This window comes from Bradyrhizobium sp. McL0616 (assembly GCF_049993385.1).
In the GTDB taxonomy this organism is placed as follows: Bacteria; Pseudomonadota; Alphaproteobacteria; order Rhizobiales; family Xanthobacteraceae; genus Bradyrhizobium.
Genome location: NZ_CP188255.1, coordinates 4,476,342 through 4,491,263 on the forward strand (window position 1 = coordinate 4,476,342; position 14,922 = coordinate 4,491,263).

The window sequence follows — 14,922 nt, forward strand, 5'->3', positions numbered from 1 at the left end:
GTCCCTCTCGTAGCTGTGAAGCCGCTACGGATTGTCTCGGAACAATCGGCGCATCAGATCAGAGGGAGCGGCTGCGCGATTGGAGCTGATGCGATGCGCTCTGTTTTGGTGATGAGTTTCTTGATTGTCCTGTGCACCTCTGCAAACGCAGCGGCGGTTCGTCACTCTCATGCGCGCCAACCGGCGGTGGATCGTCCGAGCGCGGATGTGAATTCTCGCGCGCGCTTCGCGGTCCCCGGGTGGAGTGACGCTGCGACGCAACGCTGGCTGAATAGCGCCTCGTCCAATGTCGGCCGGGGCGGCTAACAACCGAACTTGCTCGCGGGGTGGAGATGAGGGAGGCGGGGTGGCTAGGCGGCCTGTTCCTCAAACGAGGTGTAGACGCGACCATTTGGATCAACGATCTGAACGTCCCGGCACCCGTCCTCGATCAGCTCTTTGGCCTTCTTGAGGGCGGCGGCGAGCGACAGCCGTTTGAGGCTGACGACGCCCGCCGTGTCGAAACCGCTGATTTCAAACATGCCGTTCCTCCCGTTTTGTCGAATCCTACACTTTTGGCGTGAGTTGTCTTCGGCTTTTGTCGCGCTTCGAAGTAGGCTGCCCCATTCGTCAGGTGAGCACAACACTTTGCTTCGGCGAGAGCCGGGAACACGCCGCTCGGGCCATTCGATCGCATAGCCCCGTGTTCGGCCGGGGTGGCCGGGCATGCCGGGCGGCCACGTCGCTAACGTGGAATTAATCCGAAAAGCCCACAATTTTGGACAGTTGTAGATGGGTGCTGCGTAGAGGAGTCGTCGCGAGGACGTTCCGCCGACGGCTTCCTTTTGCTCGCTCATTTGGGGTCAATGCAGGTGACCACGACATCTGAAACACAAGGGCTCACCGAGCTACTGGACCCCGCAGCGCTCGCACTCACAGTCGCGGCTCCAGAAGCTCCAGTACTGATCAAGCGGTCCAGCCGGAAATGGGTCCTGGCACTGTCGGTGTGTGCCTTGGCCATCATAAATGGCTCTTCAGCCCTCTATACGTCGCGGTTTGATTTTCCGTCACCGAATATCAGCAGCCTGGCTGAACTGCTTCCGCGCTGGGACGTGTCCGCACCAAAATCGGATCCGGTTGTCGCTGCATTGAAGGACATTCAGTTGGCCCAGCAGCAACACACCGCTTCGCTGCAGGAGAATAATCACTCGTTGCAGCAAAGTGCGGCTCTGCAGCAGCAAGATTCAACAGTGCTCCTTTCTCTGCGACAGAGCATCACGGACGAACGGGTCGATGTGAGGAAGATATCATCGCAGCTTTCCACGCTCATCGCGAAGATCGACACGCTGCAAAATTCAATGATGTCGGACGTCACGTCCTCCATTCGAAAGGCGCATGCCCGCTATGGACTGTCCGCAGCGATGCGCAAACGGATGGCTCGGCAATCGAAATCTATGGGGCCCATTTCGGTTGGAGGCGCTCCCCTGACTGTGCCAGCGCCAGCTACAATTCCAGCCCCGGAAAGCTGAAGGCACGTTAGAAAAACGCTTGGGACTGTTCGCGTTAGCGTCGCCCGCGGGCTCACGCTGACGGATTTCGCACACCAAAGGGCCGCAGCACCTTTCGACGCTGCGGCCCGCCGGGTTTAAAAAATACGTGAAATATTGGCCAGCCCCGGCATCCGCGATGCTATGCCTCCGTGCTTTCGGCGCAAGTTGCAGAATGGATGTCAGCACTTCTGACATGGTCAGCGTGTGCCCCCTTGCTTCCAGACTTCGTGTGCTTTTCGCGCCGAAATGGATCGGCCGGAGAGAGTGAAAACGGCTGATTGGTGATAGCATTCGGCGGAACGGGAGGATGCCGTGAACCTTCTCCGCCGGCGTTATCTGCAGGTGGCGGTGGGCGCTGCCGCGTTGGCCGCTTCGGGGCGCTTCGCCGTCGCGCAGACCTATCCAGTCCGGGCCGTGCGGATGATCGTCCCGTTCGGCCCCGGTGGCAACGCCGATGTCTTGGGTCGCATCCTCGCAGAAAAGCTTTCGGAGCGAACCGGACAAAAGTTCTACATCGAGAACATCGGCGGCGCCGGTGGCAATATTGGGATGGGCCGTGCGGCGCTGGCTGCCGCTGACGGATATACGATGCTCGTAGCGGTGCCGAGCCTCGTGACGAATCCCCTCCTGTACGACAACGTTCCCTATGATGCCAACAAGTCCTTCGATCCGGTGACGCTCGCGGTCAGCACGACCATCGTGCTTGCGTTATATCCTGGCGTGCCGGCACGGACGATCAATGACCTGATCGCTCTCATCAGAGCCAAAGCCGGCAGTTACAACTATGCGACGGCGGGGGTGGGGTCGCCGGGACACCTGCTCGGAGAGAAATTGCGTCAGTCTCTCGACCTCGACCTGATGCACATACCGTACAACAGTGCAGCGTTAGCGATGGTGTCGACAATCGCTGGCCACACGTCGATGTGCCTCGCTGCGCCGGCGCCGATCGTGCCGGAAGTCAAGGAGGGCAATTTGCGCGCGCTTGCGGTCGCGTACCCGAGGCGGCTGCAGGCGCTCCCGAATGTGCCGACCATGGCGGAGGAAGGCCATCCGGAGATCGAGTTCGACAACTGGTTCGGTATCTTTGTCCCAGCCGGAACGCCCGGTGAAATCATCGCCTATCTCAACGGGGTGATCGCCGAAAGCATGAGGCAGCCGGACGTGAAGGAGCGATTGGTAGAACTCGGCTTCGCTCCGGTCGGCAGCACTCGGGAGGAATTTGCCATGCAAATTGAAACCGAACTTGAGAATTGGGCCAAGGTGATCAGGTCAGCAAAGATCAGGGCCCAATGAGGTCCGGCCGAGCGTCCGCAAAGCGGCGTCCCGCGCAGCTCGCAACTTGTCGATTCCTAATGGCTCGGAACGTCCGCGAGCTTCTGCGCGTCGTGTGTGCGGATTGCCCTCACGAGGTTTCTTCGAGATCTTGGCCACTTGCTGTAAGCAATTGATATGACAGTGCGGCAGATCGAGCACGAGCCTTCCACCTCAACCTGATCGAGGTAGCGCGGGCTGCTATCAGTGGCTTGCACTAGCATGTTCGAGACGACTGACCAGCCAAGCGATTATTTGCTGTGCATCATCAGGTTTCGTAACAGCGGCTCGAATCTCGTCAACCAGCTTGTTACGCTCGGACAATTCGTGGCGGGCAATGTCGCGTTCAGCCTTTAAGATGCTGATTTGTTTTTCCAGATTGTCGTGCATGTCGGCCTCGGTATCACCCGCAGACCGCATCTACCTTAAAAACCTGACACGGACCTGACAGTTAATCCTCGTCTGTCCGATCAAAGCTGGTGAAAACGAACGCGACGGCTCCGACGATCAGGAGGAGAACTACGCACACCGCGGCGATACCGTACAGCAACATAAGAGGATCACCGCTAAGGAGGAACAAAGCCGGCGAGCGGAGAATGATCGCTCGCCGGCTCCGTCTTGGGGTAAACCCGGACCGGGGTATCGGGGGCAATTTGTCCGGTAGAAGCAACCTACTTCAACAACCGACTGGCGCAACCGAACTCCGGAATTAAGCTTGCCAGGTAGCGTTAATGCTTGCGGCTCTGCCGGCGTCGGTCAAAAAAATGCAGGGGCTTAATTCTGAGTTGGAACCATTGATGTGGACTATGCTTGATCAGGTCACCTGCCCGCCGACGACTAGCGAGAGATCCTATGAAGTTGGCTTTTTTCTCGCGGCGGCCCGCGCCGTTATCAGACGCAGAAATTCAGACGGCGATGGATGAACTGCGGAAACTGAGCGTCGAATGTGCGGCAGCTGAAGTGGAGGCTGAACTTCGCCGCTTACGTTCAAACGTGCGAGTGCTACGCCGCAGAGGCAGTGCGGCGCCGGAACCAACAACAGCTGGATCCTCGGTCTCAACGCCGCCTCTCTGAAGCTTGCGAGCATGCTGCACCACTTCCGCGCGCCGATTGCCCCTAATTCGAAGCGTCGTCGTCGGGGAAGAGCCCAACTGCCGCTATGATGAGCACGTCGATCATAAAAGACGCACGGCGCCCTGTGTTCCAGCACCGGAACACGAGCGTTGCGTCGCATTAGTCAAACTTCAGCCCGATGTCGATGCCACAGTCGGAATTCATTTCAAGCGGCGCGCGCAAGAATGCGCCCGATACGCGCGTGATGGAGAAGTGTGAATGGTGGGCGTCTTAAGCGTTGGCGTGAATGAGCGCATTCCGTTCCGGCTGTTACACATGCCGTGCTGCGGGCATCGCCTATGTTGGGTGAGCCCGCGTCTTCCGAACCATTGCCCGGAGTGCGGACGACATGTGCTCCTGGACTTGAAGACGGGGGAGCATACTTGGATCAGTGACGACGACGCTTGGATCAGGTACAAAAGGTGAGCAATTCGTCTGCCTAGAAACGCAGCCGACGCGCCGAGTATAATGGCGCGTCGACCTCGTTTGGGGTTAGGCCCGGACGGGGGCGGGGGCAATTGTCCGGTAGAGGCAGCCTACTTAAACAACAGGGCGGCGCAACCGAGCTCCGGAATTGAGCTTGCCAGGTAGCATTAACGCGCTGGGCGGTCGAAACGGCTCGGTAGCATAATTCTGCCGCGTCTCAATCGCAGCGCGAGCGCGCAAAGCCCGTCACGGCCGTTGAAATTGAAGTGCCCGATGGTTCAGACACCTTCGCCTTGAACCCAGCGTCGAGCCAAGCCAAGGCCTGTTTGTGGCCAGCTTTGCGCGAGCTTTCATTTGCCCACCATGCATTGAACTTGTAGGCGGAGGCAGGCAATGGCCTTTTGAGCACGGCTTCGATTTCTGAGAACGTGAATTGGACAACTTGCTCGCGCGCACGCTCTCCAGTTTCCGTTGCAGTGGGTCGTAAACGGACATAACGCGGTGGATTGACACTGTAGATCTTTTGACCCGCCGCGGCTCAGGAGTCGGCTTTCGCGGCACCCTCTGATCAAGGTCTCGATCCGTATTGATGTAGGACGGTGCCGGTGATGTCTGCGTTTCTGTCCGACGACGCACGCCAAGCGGCTACCCCGAAGCACAACGTCAGGGTCAGGGCGGTGGCAAGCAGGAACATCGACAGAAACTGGCTCACGCCTATTCTCCTGGACGCGGCGCATAGGAGAGCGACCACGGAATGTCGATTCGGAAAATGCAGGCACGCTGACGTGATGCAGATTTTCCCCAGGTTGTAACGTATTGGATTAGCACCTCCGACCCTCGGCTCGCGGCGAAGCTCCGCCTCCTGGCGGAACGCGACCAATGAAGCGCAGGCGACGAGCACACAGAAAGCGCGACCGGCAACGGCTGATGACGCACCGCCGGCGGTTGAGGCGGTGACAGCAAAAGGCCCGCCGGTGGCGATGGCGGGCCTAGCACTCCTGGTCACTCTGATCCGCAATTGGATCGGCAGCCGGGAGCATTGGGGGCTGGAAAACGAGCCGTGTCATGTTCGGCCGTTAATGACAATGCGTGGAACAGCGGATTCCGGTAGTTGTACGGAGTCCTTATTCGGAACGGGGTGTTCTACTGTGAGAACACCGGCGAGATTTGAGTACTGATATATTTCTAGATGCCCGGGAATGCCGCAGTGGGGCTGGAACCGCGCTGCGGCTTTTCCCTTTAAGCCAATCCAACTCCCGCGAGCGTTGACGTTTTTCGTCAGACGACATTTTCGCGCAGAAATTTGAGCCCGTAGGTTATTCTTGGAGCGGCCGTGTCTCATCTCGTGGCATGCGCGTTTTTTGTCCCCATTGCGACTGCAATGATCTGGGTGGGAGTTGTCCTCTACCTGAACATGGCGCTTCCCGAGGAACAGGACTGAAAAAGCACGAGGCCAGGTATCATCGCATATGGGCAGGGTCGGATTTGCTATCATTCTTGCTGGCGTTGCGGCCTATGCCGCGGATCACCGCTGGAATGGTGGCCACTCACTGAGAGCACGGCAGCAGTACTGCGTCATGTGCAACACGCCTTAGGATGGTGAGAAGAGACGGCCCCGGCCAGGCTGGCATAGGGGGACGCCGGGGTCGCTCTGGCCGGCGATCGGCGCTGGCCTGTTTCTGACCGCAGTGGCCTAGTTTGATTTAGGGAGTGGCCTAATTTGTTCTGGCTGTGATCCAGATCAACGAAACCTGCCCCGCTCTGCCTCGTACATTTTCCCAATGTGGAAACGGCGGGACAGATGGATTTTCGTCCTTTGGTACGGCTGGTGCACCGTGCTCGTCTGCATCATGGGTTATATGTTTCTGGTAATGAAATGAGGCCGCCTCAGTGGGCTTTGTGTACACTTGAACAGAACTCAACCGGCTACGCGTGCGTTAATAGAACATCACAGACCGGACCTCGGCTTTTATCTGTGATGAGATCGCCGATACAGCGTGGGTCCGCCGCGCTCGACCACTAGGAGCAGGGCTTCCATCGCTGTTCGCCACTCCGGTGTATCGTGCTCCTTCTTCGGCAGCGCCGCGATGAACTCGCCCGCGTCTAGCAACGTCACCAGCCGGCGCCCGTCTACCTCTATCGGCTCCTCGAGAGGCCGCACCCAGCCATGTGTCAACCCTTGCTCTTCACGCCCTCCGCTAGCGCACGCTCAACCTCGGCGGCGAGCACTCTCAGGTGATCCGCCAACACGGTGAATAGTGCTCGCTTCTTTGGATCCGTCGCCAGATCACCGATCAGAGCACACTCGGCCGCATCCGCGCGGAGCTTCTCCAGCTGAGCCTGCATGTCTTTCATTGCAGCTACTCCGTTCCTACCGATGGAACTCTATAGCTGGCGTTCAAAAGTGAACAGACAGATTGCCGAATTTTCCTAGGCTCGAAATGCTTGGCGATTCCATTACCGTCAGGCCCTCCAACGGTCCCGGCATGTAGAGGTGCTGGGACCGTTTTTATTTTACCGGATGGCCAAAATCGTGGCCTCGCTGCCACCCCTGAGAATGGCCCCGCGCTTGCCGCAGACCTGGCAGATGAACCGCGGCTCCAGATCGGACATCCGGATCTCATCCGGCCCTTGCGAACGCCGAGAGATCGCGGGCGTCAGATTGTTGGCCCCAGGAGGCCGTGCGAGGGCTATAATGTCGTCCTTGGCGCACTCTAGGTCATACTTTTTAGAGGAGTCTGGCAGTGATCAAAATCCAACAAGGGATGCTCGTTGCGGCCTTTGCCTTCATGGTTGTTGGTGAGGCACATGCGGCGGGCGACTGTGGTATGGGTTGTCACCGCACAAGCGGCGGCGCCTGCGTCGTTGATGGCTGGGGTACCGGCGCTAAGGTACGGAACGAGTGCCCGGCAACATCGCGCCCACGTCCTCCCTGCGGCGGTCCGGATTTCGTGTGGGATCGCACCAAGCAGGCATGCTTTCAAAACAACCGCGACTGGTACTGAAGCTCGCGAAGCTCGAAGCAGCCTCTTCGTCACGGTAGCGCCCCGACTCAGGCGCCGCCTCCCACAGCGCAATTCTGCGTTTTGTGGAGGCGAGCATGTCCCGTGTCCAAGCATATCGATCGCATGAGGAGCGTAGTGCGGCCCGACTGAAGTGGCTGGATGTGCCTCCCGGCATGCCGGCTGATCTGGCGGACGAATTTATGCGGAGGTTGAGGGCGGGAGAGACGCTGCGAAGGTTTACATCTGGCGACAAGCGATGTGGCCCAGCATTGGTAACTCCACAGCGCTTCAAGAAGCATCGCCAACTGCATCCTGAGTGGGGTGTTGAAGCGATGCGTTTGGCAAAGATCAATGGCAAGGCCGCCGATCTTCTTAAATCGGTCAACAGTGCGAAGCGAAAGAAGGCTCAAGAACTGTGCCTGAAGGGTCTGCACCCCATGTCAGGCGACAAGCTCATGGCTCACAAGGGGAGACGGGTATGCCTCGCTCGCTGGCGCCATCACGCCGCCACTCCGCCTGTTCACTCAATCTTGCCGGTCTTCGATCAAATCAAGGACAGTCTGCGCCGCGGCGTATCGCTTGGCGACATTTGCCAAGGGCGTCCTACTGGAGGCGGGAAAATAGATCGCAGCCGCGTCCTCGTGCGAGCGAACGTATTTTACCGCTATCGCGAATTGAGCCCCGATTTGGCGGGACACGGGGCGATCACGTCAGCCGCGGCCTCTGGGACTAGACGCGCCGAGGCGCCTCCGTGGGGCTAGACTTTGTCAACCAAATCAGAGGATGCTGGCAGTTGGGTGTGATAGCCCGGCTTGAGCTTGGGCCGCGACCCTTGGCGGGGTCTGCCGGATCGATTGGCGGTTCAAGGCCCGGACGAGCCCGCTCTCTCGTCGATTGGAGTGCTAATGCTTTGAACGAAGCACGCCTTCAGGAGCGCAGAGCGTCGATTGCGTGGGCGATCAAGACCGCCGCGCTGGCAGCAATGAGCACTACAAGCAGCCAAGTAATCACGCTCACCTCCGTCTTGGGAGTTGAACGCGCTCATCCGTGCACAGTCAAAAGCAAGCAGTCGAAACTCTTAATTTCGGCCTTCGGCTGAGGTTTCAATGCAACTGTTGCGCCCGTTGTCGGACCTATCGGCAGAATGCAATGTAGATAAGGATCCCAACAACGCACGCCGCGAGAGACAGTAAGTAAATACCCACGGCCGCGTCCCCCGACTCACTATGTGCAGGGAATATACGAGATTCTAGGCGTCCGAGTGGTTGATCACAATTCCCCAGAGAAGTCAGTCAGGAAACCTGCCCCAGCGAAGTGATTTCGAACACGCCGCCAACTATCTGCGAATTGCCATCGTCGTCGCCGCGCCGCCACCCCACAGTATCGCGCCGCGCTTGCCGCAAACATGGCAGATGAACCGCGGCTCCAGCTCGGATAACCGGGATCTCATCCGGCCATCGATCGACGTAGGCAACCGAGGCTTCACGTTGTGGCTGCACTTATGGTCTTGGCACAACACGAGCAGGTCGCGAACGCCCAGCAATTATTCGACACCCGCGGGCCTTTACCACGCGACGCACACTTCTCGGTCCTCACCGAGATGACCCAGCTTTTGATCGCGCCTGTGGAGCTCATGGGATACACGCTGCTGGAGCACATGTTGCCCGACATCTCGCACGGCAAGATGTTCTGCAAGTGGTTGAGAGAGGCGCACGGCATCGATACCGACGTCGTGCCGACCTTCTGCACATCTACGAGGACGGCCGCCGTGTCTGGCCCAAGGCGTATCCTGAGCGCCTTCTGGCAGACTTTCGCCGGCACTTCCGTGAGGAATGGCTGCCGAACCGCGCGATCGACTATTTCCGGGGTCGGGACAGCGAAGCCCTTCAGCATTTGCCGAAACTGATCGCGACAAACAAGCCGAAGAAGCTACCTTGACGAGAGCGTGGGCGCCGGAGTCTCATCGGCGCCCATGTGGCGATCAGCACGACATCGACGAGCTCGCGCGCATGGAGCGGCTGTGCCTGGATCTGGCGGAGGCGTCGGCGCTACCGCTTGAGCGCGCCGGCCTGCCGTCGATCGCGAGCAACTATCGCAGGGCCATCCTCGCTGCTAGGCCGGCAATCGATTTGCCAACACAGTGCCTATACGTGGGTTTCTTAAGCGATCAAATATTTGGCGTAAGGTATTGATTTTATTGGTGAGCGCGCTGGGGCTCGAACCCAGGACCCCGTGATTAAAAGTCAAAATCAGGACGGTGACCTAACCCATTGATGCAGACTCGTTTCCCGTGTCTGCGGGAGAAGGCCCTGCAATCCACTGGTATTTCGCATCGACCCCATGATTTTCGTTGTAGCTCGCTGTAGCTCACATATGCTCCGACGTGCAGACATACTGCAGACACGGGGGCGCGGCGATGCCGAACATCAGCGAGAAAATCGTGGGCGAACTTGAGCCGAAGCTTGACCAGCACGGCAAGCCGAGGGCGAGCACGCTGTACTATTTCAGCGGCGCGACACTCCAGGGCAAGAAGGCACCGGCGGGCTTCGCTGTCCGTGTGACCGCGGCGGGGACCAAGGCCTTCGTGCTGTTCCACCGGAAGGACGGGAAGGGCTATCTCGAGACGCTCGGCCGGTGGGACGCCAACGCGCAGGGCGGATCGTTGACCGTGCGGGCCGCGATCGTGGAGGCCGAACAGCTGGTCAAGGACTTCACCAAGGGTAACCGCGAGGATCCCCGGCCGGAGCGCACGCGGCGCTTGGAGGACGGCAACAAGCCCGACGGGCTCGACGTGGCCGGCCTGCTCGACATGTTCGTGACCCGCTATGTCGAGAAGGAGGCCAAGCTCCGCAGCACCGATCAAATCAAGCACACGTTCGAGCGCCTGGTAAAGCCGGAGATCGGCGACATTGGCATTTACGAAATCCGGCGATCTCACGTCATCAATATGCTTGACGCCATCGCCGACGGCGAGGGCGGAGAAGATGGCGACGCAGGTGGGCCCGTGATGGCCGACCGGACGCTCGCCTATGTCCGGAAGGCATTCAATTGGTATGCTACGCGTGACGACGAATTTAAGACGCCAATCGTACAAGGCATGGCACGGACAAAGCCGAAAGACCGCCAGCGAAAGCGCGTTCTGGCGGACGATGAAATCCGCGATCTTTGGGCAGCGCTGGAGACCATTGAGGACGTTCCCGCCTGCTATCCGCGTTTCATCAAAGCGCTGCTCCTCACGGCGACCCGACGCAACGAAGCATCTGGCATGCATGGGGCCGAACTAGAGCTTCCCCACGCTGACGATGGCAACGTGTGGAAGATCCCGGGCGATCGCTACAAGACAAAGTTGGATCATGTCATTCCGCTTACTGTCGCCGCGCTCGATGAGATCGGCAAGGTGGAGAAGGGCGCCCGATTTATCTTCTCCAGTGATGGCGGCAAAACCCCGTTCAGCGGATTTTCCAAAGCCAAGCGCGCGCTTGATGCCGAGATTGCGAAGCGGCGCAGGGCAGACGGTCGCGAGCCCATGCCAAATTGGACGCTGCACGATTTGCGCCGCACCGCGCGCACATTGATGAGCCGAGCAAAAGTCGATGCCGATCATGCAGAGCGATGCTTAGGTCACGTCATGGCCGTCGTCCGCGGGACCTACGATTGTTGGGCCTTTCTGGACGAAAAGCGTGCAGTGTTCGAAGCGCTGGCAGCGCTTGTCGACAAGATCCTGCACCCGGCGTCGAACGTCGAGCTGCTGTCAGCACATCGCGCGGGGAGCGCTGACAATGCCGCGCTCCGATAAGGAAAAGATGGCTGACGAGGCCCTTTGCATTCAGCTTCTGGCGGGCTTTGATGTGGATACGGGCAGGTCAATCAGTCTGGCACATAATAGCGCTGCCGAACGCATAGCCCGCGAGGCGCTAGCGCGGATTGTGCGCGAAAAGATGAGCGGTTTCTCTGGTGAACTATTAGCGCTCGCAATCGATCCTCGCACGCCATCGACATGGCCGGTTATGCGGCCGGCGCGAAAAGTCAGATTCGAGAAGCCAGGCCGGCCCTCAACGTTGATGAGGGACAAGCTGATAGTCGACTTCATTCGCCGCATGCGGTTCAATGCGACCAAGAAGCACGATATGAAATTCTTTCTCAACGCCGCAGCGGATAAGTTTGGGATCAAGTACAGCCGCGTGCATGAGATCTGGAGCGTTTACGAAAAGCTTCTAGAAGCAGCTTCCGACAAATAGGCCACTTCTGCCGGAACGCATTTTGCTGCGTTCGGCAATGTCGCCCCGTATCTCTGTCGCCAGCGTCAACGAGACGAAGGCGACAGACAATGACGATCCCGGAAATTACCACCAACTACATTTCCCGCAAAGAGCTTGCGAAGCAGCTCGGCGAGCGCCTCCGCGGCCGGCCGTATAGCGAATTCACACTGATCGCCTGGGAGAAGGATGGCAAGGGCCCGCCGGTGACGCGCATCGGTCGCGACGTCACTTATTTCTGGCCGAGCGTCGAACGCTGGCTGCGCGCCCAAGAGCGCGCGCCCGATAGGGCGGCTTGATCATGAGCACCCGCAAGCCTGAGCTCACCGAGCAGATCCCATTTCGTTTTTTCAAGAACCGAAGAAAGGACGTCATCGCCGTCACGCTTCAACCCTTCACGCCACCGGGGCAGGAAACCATCAACGTCGTCGACGTCCGCCTGTTTGCGATGAACAAGGCTGGCGCAAACGTGCCGACGCCCAAGGGCGTCTCGATGTCGGTGAACCGGCTGCGGGACTTGCACGAAGCAGTCACCAAGGCACTTTGCAAGGCCCAGGAGCTCGGCCTCATTGACGGCGAGGACGCCGAGTGAACGCCCTCCGCACCAACGTTATCGCAGCCAACATTCCCCACATCGTGCCAGACGACCATGGTGGCTGGTTCGTTGTTAGGGGCAGCTATGGCTGGCTTTACGGGAGCAGGCTCGAAGCAGTGCGTGCGGCGCGCGAGATCATCCAGGAGGCGCGGTCATGACGTCCTCCCTTCGCAGCATGGCTGCCGCACTTGGCGGTGACGTTGTTGGTGCGTCCATCCTGATTCCGGGACCTGGACACAGCCCGCGTGATCGATCGCTCAGCGTCGCGCTTGCACCCGCTGCCGCCGACGGCTTCCTCGTCTACAGCCATGCCGGCGACGACTTCCGCGGATGCCGCAAGCACGTCCTCCAACTGCTCGGGCGGCAACCCGCCGAGCGCGAAAAACGGGAGCGAAACGTTTCCGTCACGCCTTCCCGTAACGACAACTCCACGGCTCGCGCCCTATGGCAGGAGGCGGTGCAGCCGCGCGGAACGATTGTCGAGAGCTATCTTGCAAACCGTCAGCTCGAGTTGCCCGAAGACATTGCCGGCCGCGTCGTTCGCTTCCATGCATCCTGCCCATTTGGGCCCGGTGTCCGCCTGCCGTGCATGCTCACCGCCTTTCGTTCGATCGTTGGCGACCAGCTGCAGGCCATCCACCGCACCGCGCTCACGCCCGACGGCAAGAAGATAGACCGCAAGATGCTCGGCCCGGTCTCCGGCGCTGCGATCAAAATCGATGCCGACGAGGACGTCGAGCAGGGCCTGATCATCGGCGAGGGATTCGAAACGTGTTTGGCAGGCCGCCAGTTGGGTTTTCGCCCTGTGTGGGCGCTCGGGTCGGCCGGGGCGATCGGCACTTTCCCCGTGCTGCCCGGCATCGACGGCCTGACCATCCTGGCCGAGACCGACGACAGCGGCGCCAATGCACGCGCTATCAAGGCATGCGGCAATCGTTGGGCCGCTGAAGGGCGTGAAGTGATTATCGCAACGCCGCGCGCAGCCGGCGACATGAACAGCGCGCTTGCATCATGAACATTCCCGCACCAACGCCGCGCGCCGCAGAAGTCGTGACCATGTCGAGATTCGCAGACACGCTAGCCGATCTTGGTCTGGGTCCTGACGTGGATCCCCGTGAAGCGGTTCCGACTGTTCAAAGCGAGGCTGAGTTCGGTGCTGACGAGCCGCCGCCGGTGGACTCGTTCGATGCATTCGGCTCCGAGCCTTCAGAAGACCGTGATGATACTTCGTCCCGCGCCGAGACGTCGCCGGCGAGACCGCCGCCGAAGCCCAGCCACGGCTCACCGCTGAAGTTGACCTATTTCGAAGATTGCGGAGCCTTTGTTGAAAAGCGCTCGATCCTCAAAGGTATAGTTCACCGCGGAGAGACGCTGGCATTGATCGGGCCGCCAGGCTCTGGCAAATCCGCCTTGGTGACCGAGATCAGCGTCCACGCCGCCGGGAAGCGGGATTGGCGGGGCCATAGGGCGAAAGAAGCCTGCGGCGTAGTGGTCTTTGCGCTTGAGCGCGCCGATCTCTTCAAGCGCCGGCTCAGCGCCTACCAGAAGCGCGACGGTCTGCATGACCTCCCGATCGCGGTGGCCGACGCTATTATCGACCTGCTCAGCCCCACCTGCGTCGAAACGATCGTGTCCACCGTCTGGGCGGCCGAGCAGAAGTTCGGCATTCGGGTCGGGATCGTTGTAATCGACACGTACGCCAAGGGCATCGCGGCGAACGGTGGCGACGAGGACAAGGCGCGAGACCAGAACCGCGCAGCCGCAAATCTACGGAATGTGCATCTTCGCCTTGGTGACGACGACCAGGAAGCGCCGGACCGCGGGGGTGTGAATATCCTCCTGGTCGGGCACACCGGTAAGGACGAGACCCGCGGCGCCCGCGGCAGCAATGCACACGTCGGCGACGTCGACGTCATGGTGCAGATCAGCGGCGACACCATCAAGGTCGCCGAGGTCATCAAGGGCAACGACCAGGCGGAACGTCAGATCGCACAGTTCAAGCTCGAGCCGCTCGAGCTCGGCCGGGACGAGGATGGCGATGCGATCACCACCGCGATCGTCTCCACAGACGCCGTAGAGGCCCAGCCAGCCCCACAGGCGCGGGAACCCAAGCTGACGCCCAATCAGCGCACCATGCTCACCCTACTGCACGAGGCAGGCCCCGCGGGCCTTCTGACCGAGGAATGGAACGCCAAGGCCAAGGAGGCCGGCATCGGCGAGCGCCGCCGCGCCGATCTCACGGACGCCAGAGCCGCCCTCAAAGCCAAGAGCCTCGTCCGCGAGTACGCCGACAGGTGGAAGATCAACCGCTCAGGATGATGTTCGGAATGATGTTCGTACGGTCGCCCCTCTTATAGAGGGGGCGAACCGAACAGAACACCGAACATTGGGAATACGAACACGAACCGAACACGAACCGAACAACCCGAACATTCAGCAGCAGGACGTTGAAAAGGCCAGTGCAAATCATCTCCACAGATGCGGCGAAAGGACCTCATTCGGCCCATGTGCGAACTAACGTTGGGCCGGTCGGTGTTCATGCGCGCATTATGCGAGGCCATGGTCGAGCAATTAACGGATTAACTTCGTTAGCATCGTCGCATCAAGGGCCCAATCGACGGGGTAAGACCGCGTTATCGGCAGCGTTGATCGCAGACATATTGCAGACACGGTTAGGCCGACGGCGC

General features: G+C 59.8%; 16 protein-coding genes and 1 tRNA gene. 12 read left to right on the plus strand and 5 right to left on the minus strand.

From position 1 onward, the window contains the following. Nucleotides 1–350 precede the first annotated feature (350 nt). A complete protein-coding gene (locus ACPPVR_RS21700) occupies nt 351–521 on the minus strand; it encodes a hypothetical protein (protein ID WP_426608629.1) in 171 nt (56 codons plus the stop codon). 324 nt (nt 522–845) lie between these two features. Between ACPPVR_RS21700 and ACPPVR_RS21705 the strand changes: the two genes are divergently transcribed. Together ACPPVR_RS21705 and ACPPVR_RS21710 are read left to right on the plus strand one after the other, a co-directional pair. Then, the gene (locus ACPPVR_RS21705) at nt 846–1,508 is read left to right on the plus strand and encodes a hypothetical protein (RefSeq protein WP_426608630.1); all 663 of its coding nucleotides are present in this window, start codon (nt 846–848) and stop codon (nt 1,506–1,508) included. A 333-nt stretch (nt 1,509–1,841) separates the two neighbouring features. Then, the gene (locus ACPPVR_RS21710; protein ID WP_426608631.1) at nt 1,842–2,822 is read left to right on the plus strand and encodes a Bug family tripartite tricarboxylate transporter substrate binding protein; all 981 of its coding nucleotides are present in this window, start codon (nt 1,842–1,844) and stop codon (nt 2,820–2,822) included. Between the two features lie 222 nt (nt 2,823–3,044). Here the strand turns inward: ACPPVR_RS21710 and ACPPVR_RS21715 are convergent, their stop codons facing one another. The 3 genes from ACPPVR_RS21715 to ACPPVR_RS21725 form a co-directional block, all read right to left on the minus strand. Further along, nucleotides 3,045–3,230, minus strand: coding sequence for a hypothetical protein (locus tag ACPPVR_RS21715; protein WP_426608632.1), 186 nt, complete (start codon nt 3,228–3,230; stop codon nt 3,045–3,047). A gap of 1,366 nt (nt 3,231–4,596) precedes the next feature. Then, nucleotides 4,597–4,788: a DUF7662 domain-containing protein gene (locus ACPPVR_RS21720; RefSeq protein ID WP_426608633.1), complete on the minus strand. Its 192-nt coding sequence runs from the start codon at nt 4,786–4,788 to the stop codon at nt 4,597–4,599. 1,763 nt (nt 4,789–6,551) lie between these two features. Continuing rightward, nucleotides 6,552–6,734, minus strand: a complete 183-nt coding sequence (locus tag ACPPVR_RS21725; protein ID WP_426608634.1) for a hypothetical protein — start codon at nt 6,732–6,734, stop codon at nt 6,552–6,554. Between the two features lie 410 nt (nt 6,735–7,144). Between ACPPVR_RS21725 and ACPPVR_RS21730 the strand changes: the two genes are divergently transcribed. The 3 genes from ACPPVR_RS21730 to ACPPVR_RS21740 all read left to right on the plus strand — a co-directional run bounded on the left by ACPPVR_RS21730 (nt 7,145) and on the right by ACPPVR_RS21740 (nt 9,290). After that, on the plus strand, nt 7,145–7,384 hold the full coding sequence (locus tag ACPPVR_RS21730) for a hypothetical protein (protein WP_426616153.1): 240 nt from the start codon (nt 7,145–7,147) through the stop codon (nt 7,382–7,384). 173 nt (nt 7,385–7,557) lie between these two features. After that, nucleotides 7,558–8,145 (plus strand): hypothetical protein, encoded by a 588-nt coding sequence (locus ACPPVR_RS21735; protein ID WP_426608635.1) that lies wholly within the window; start codon nt 7,558–7,560, stop codon nt 8,143–8,145. Nucleotides 8,146–8,873: 728 nt separating this feature from the next. After that, a complete protein-coding gene (locus ACPPVR_RS21740) occupies nt 8,874–9,290 on the plus strand; it encodes a hypothetical protein (protein ID WP_426608636.1) in 417 nt (138 codons plus the stop codon). A 292-nt stretch (nt 9,291–9,582) separates the two neighbouring features. Here the strand turns inward: ACPPVR_RS21740 and ACPPVR_RS21745 are convergent. Next, nucleotides 9,583–9,667 (minus strand) — tRNA-Lys (locus ACPPVR_RS21745). Nucleotides 9,668–9,800: 133 nt separating this feature from the next. On the opposite strand from ACPPVR_RS21745, the gene ACPPVR_RS21750 reads away from it, so the two are divergent. The 7 genes from ACPPVR_RS21750 to ACPPVR_RS21780 all read left to right on the plus strand — a co-directional run bounded on the left by ACPPVR_RS21750 (nt 9,801) and on the right by ACPPVR_RS21780 (nt 14,554). After that, complete coding sequence (locus tag ACPPVR_RS21750; RefSeq protein ID WP_426608637.1) at nt 9,801–11,180, plus strand: tyrosine-type recombinase/integrase; 1,380 nt, start codon at nt 9,801–9,803, stop codon at nt 11,178–11,180. Beyond that, the gene (locus ACPPVR_RS21755) at nt 11,164–11,622 is read left to right on the plus strand and encodes a hypothetical protein (protein ID WP_426608638.1); all 459 of its coding nucleotides are present in this window, start codon (nt 11,164–11,166) and stop codon (nt 11,620–11,622) included. The genes ACPPVR_RS21750 and ACPPVR_RS21755 overlap by 17 nt, the downstream gene beginning before the upstream one ends. Before the next feature lie 89 nt (nt 11,623–11,711). Further along, on the plus strand, nt 11,712–11,939 hold the full coding sequence (locus tag ACPPVR_RS21760; protein ID WP_426608639.1) for a hypothetical protein: 228 nt from the start codon (nt 11,712–11,714) through the stop codon (nt 11,937–11,939). Nucleotides 11,940–11,941: 2 nt separating this feature from the next. Further along, entirely contained in the window at nt 11,942–12,232 is a 291-nt protein-coding gene (locus tag ACPPVR_RS21765) for a hypothetical protein (protein ID WP_426608640.1), read from the plus strand. Then, nucleotides 12,229–12,393, plus strand: a complete 165-nt coding sequence (locus tag ACPPVR_RS21770; RefSeq protein WP_426608641.1) for a hypothetical protein — start codon at nt 12,229–12,231, stop codon at nt 12,391–12,393. The genes ACPPVR_RS21765 and ACPPVR_RS21770 overlap by 4 nt, the downstream gene beginning before the upstream one ends. Beyond that, complete coding sequence (locus ACPPVR_RS21775; protein ID WP_426608642.1) at nt 12,390–13,250, plus strand: DUF7146 domain-containing protein; 861 nt, start codon at nt 12,390–12,392, stop codon at nt 13,248–13,250. Before ACPPVR_RS21770 ends, ACPPVR_RS21775 begins: the two co-directional genes overlap by 4 nt. After that, on the plus strand, nt 13,247–14,554 hold the full coding sequence (locus tag ACPPVR_RS21780) for an AAA family ATPase (RefSeq protein WP_426608643.1): 1,308 nt from the start codon (nt 13,247–13,249) through the stop codon (nt 14,552–14,554). Before ACPPVR_RS21775 ends, ACPPVR_RS21780 begins: the two co-directional genes overlap by 4 nt. Nucleotides 14,555–14,922 lie beyond the last annotated feature (368 nt).

Excerpts from the sequence above, each read along its gene's own strand:
- ACPPVR_RS21700 (WP_426608629.1), bottom strand. The coding sequence starts at position 521 with ATGTTTGAAATCAGCGGTTTCGACACGGCGGGCGTCGTCAGCCTCAAA.
- ACPPVR_RS21705 (WP_426608630.1), top strand. The coding sequence starts at position 846 with ATGCAGGTGACCACGACATCTGAAACACAAGGGCTCACCGAGCTACTG.
- ACPPVR_RS21715 (WP_426608632.1), bottom strand. The coding sequence starts at position 3,230 with ATGCACGACAATCTGGAAAAACAAATCAGCATCTTAAAGGCTGAACGC.
- ACPPVR_RS21725 (WP_426608634.1), bottom strand. The coding sequence starts at position 6,734 with ATGAAAGACATGCAGGCTCAGCTGGAGAAGCTCCGCGCGGATGCGGCC.
- ACPPVR_RS21730 (WP_426616153.1), top strand. The coding sequence starts at position 7,145 with ATGCTCGTTGCGGCCTTTGCCTTCATGGTTGTTGGTGAGGCACATGCG.
- ACPPVR_RS21735 (WP_426608635.1), top strand. The coding sequence starts at position 7,558 with ATGCCGGCTGATCTGGCGGACGAATTTATGCGGAGGTTGAGGGCGGGA.
- ACPPVR_RS21750 (WP_426608637.1), top strand. The coding sequence starts at position 9,801 with ATGCCGAACATCAGCGAGAAAATCGTGGGCGAACTTGAGCCGAAGCTT.
- ACPPVR_RS21755 (WP_426608638.1), top strand. The coding sequence starts at position 11,164 with ATGCCGCGCTCCGATAAGGAAAAGATGGCTGACGAGGCCCTTTGCATT.
- ACPPVR_RS21760 (WP_426608639.1), top strand. The coding sequence starts at position 11,712 with ATGACGATCCCGGAAATTACCACCAACTACATTTCCCGCAAAGAGCTT.
- ACPPVR_RS21765 (WP_426608640.1), top strand. The coding sequence starts at position 11,942 with ATGAGCACCCGCAAGCCTGAGCTCACCGAGCAGATCCCATTTCGTTTT.
- ACPPVR_RS21775 (WP_426608642.1), top strand. The coding sequence starts at position 12,390 with ATGACGTCCTCCCTTCGCAGCATGGCTGCCGCACTTGGCGGTGACGTT.
- ACPPVR_RS21780 (WP_426608643.1), top strand. The coding sequence starts at position 13,247 with ATGAACATTCCCGCACCAACGCCGCGCGCCGCAGAAGTCGTGACCATG.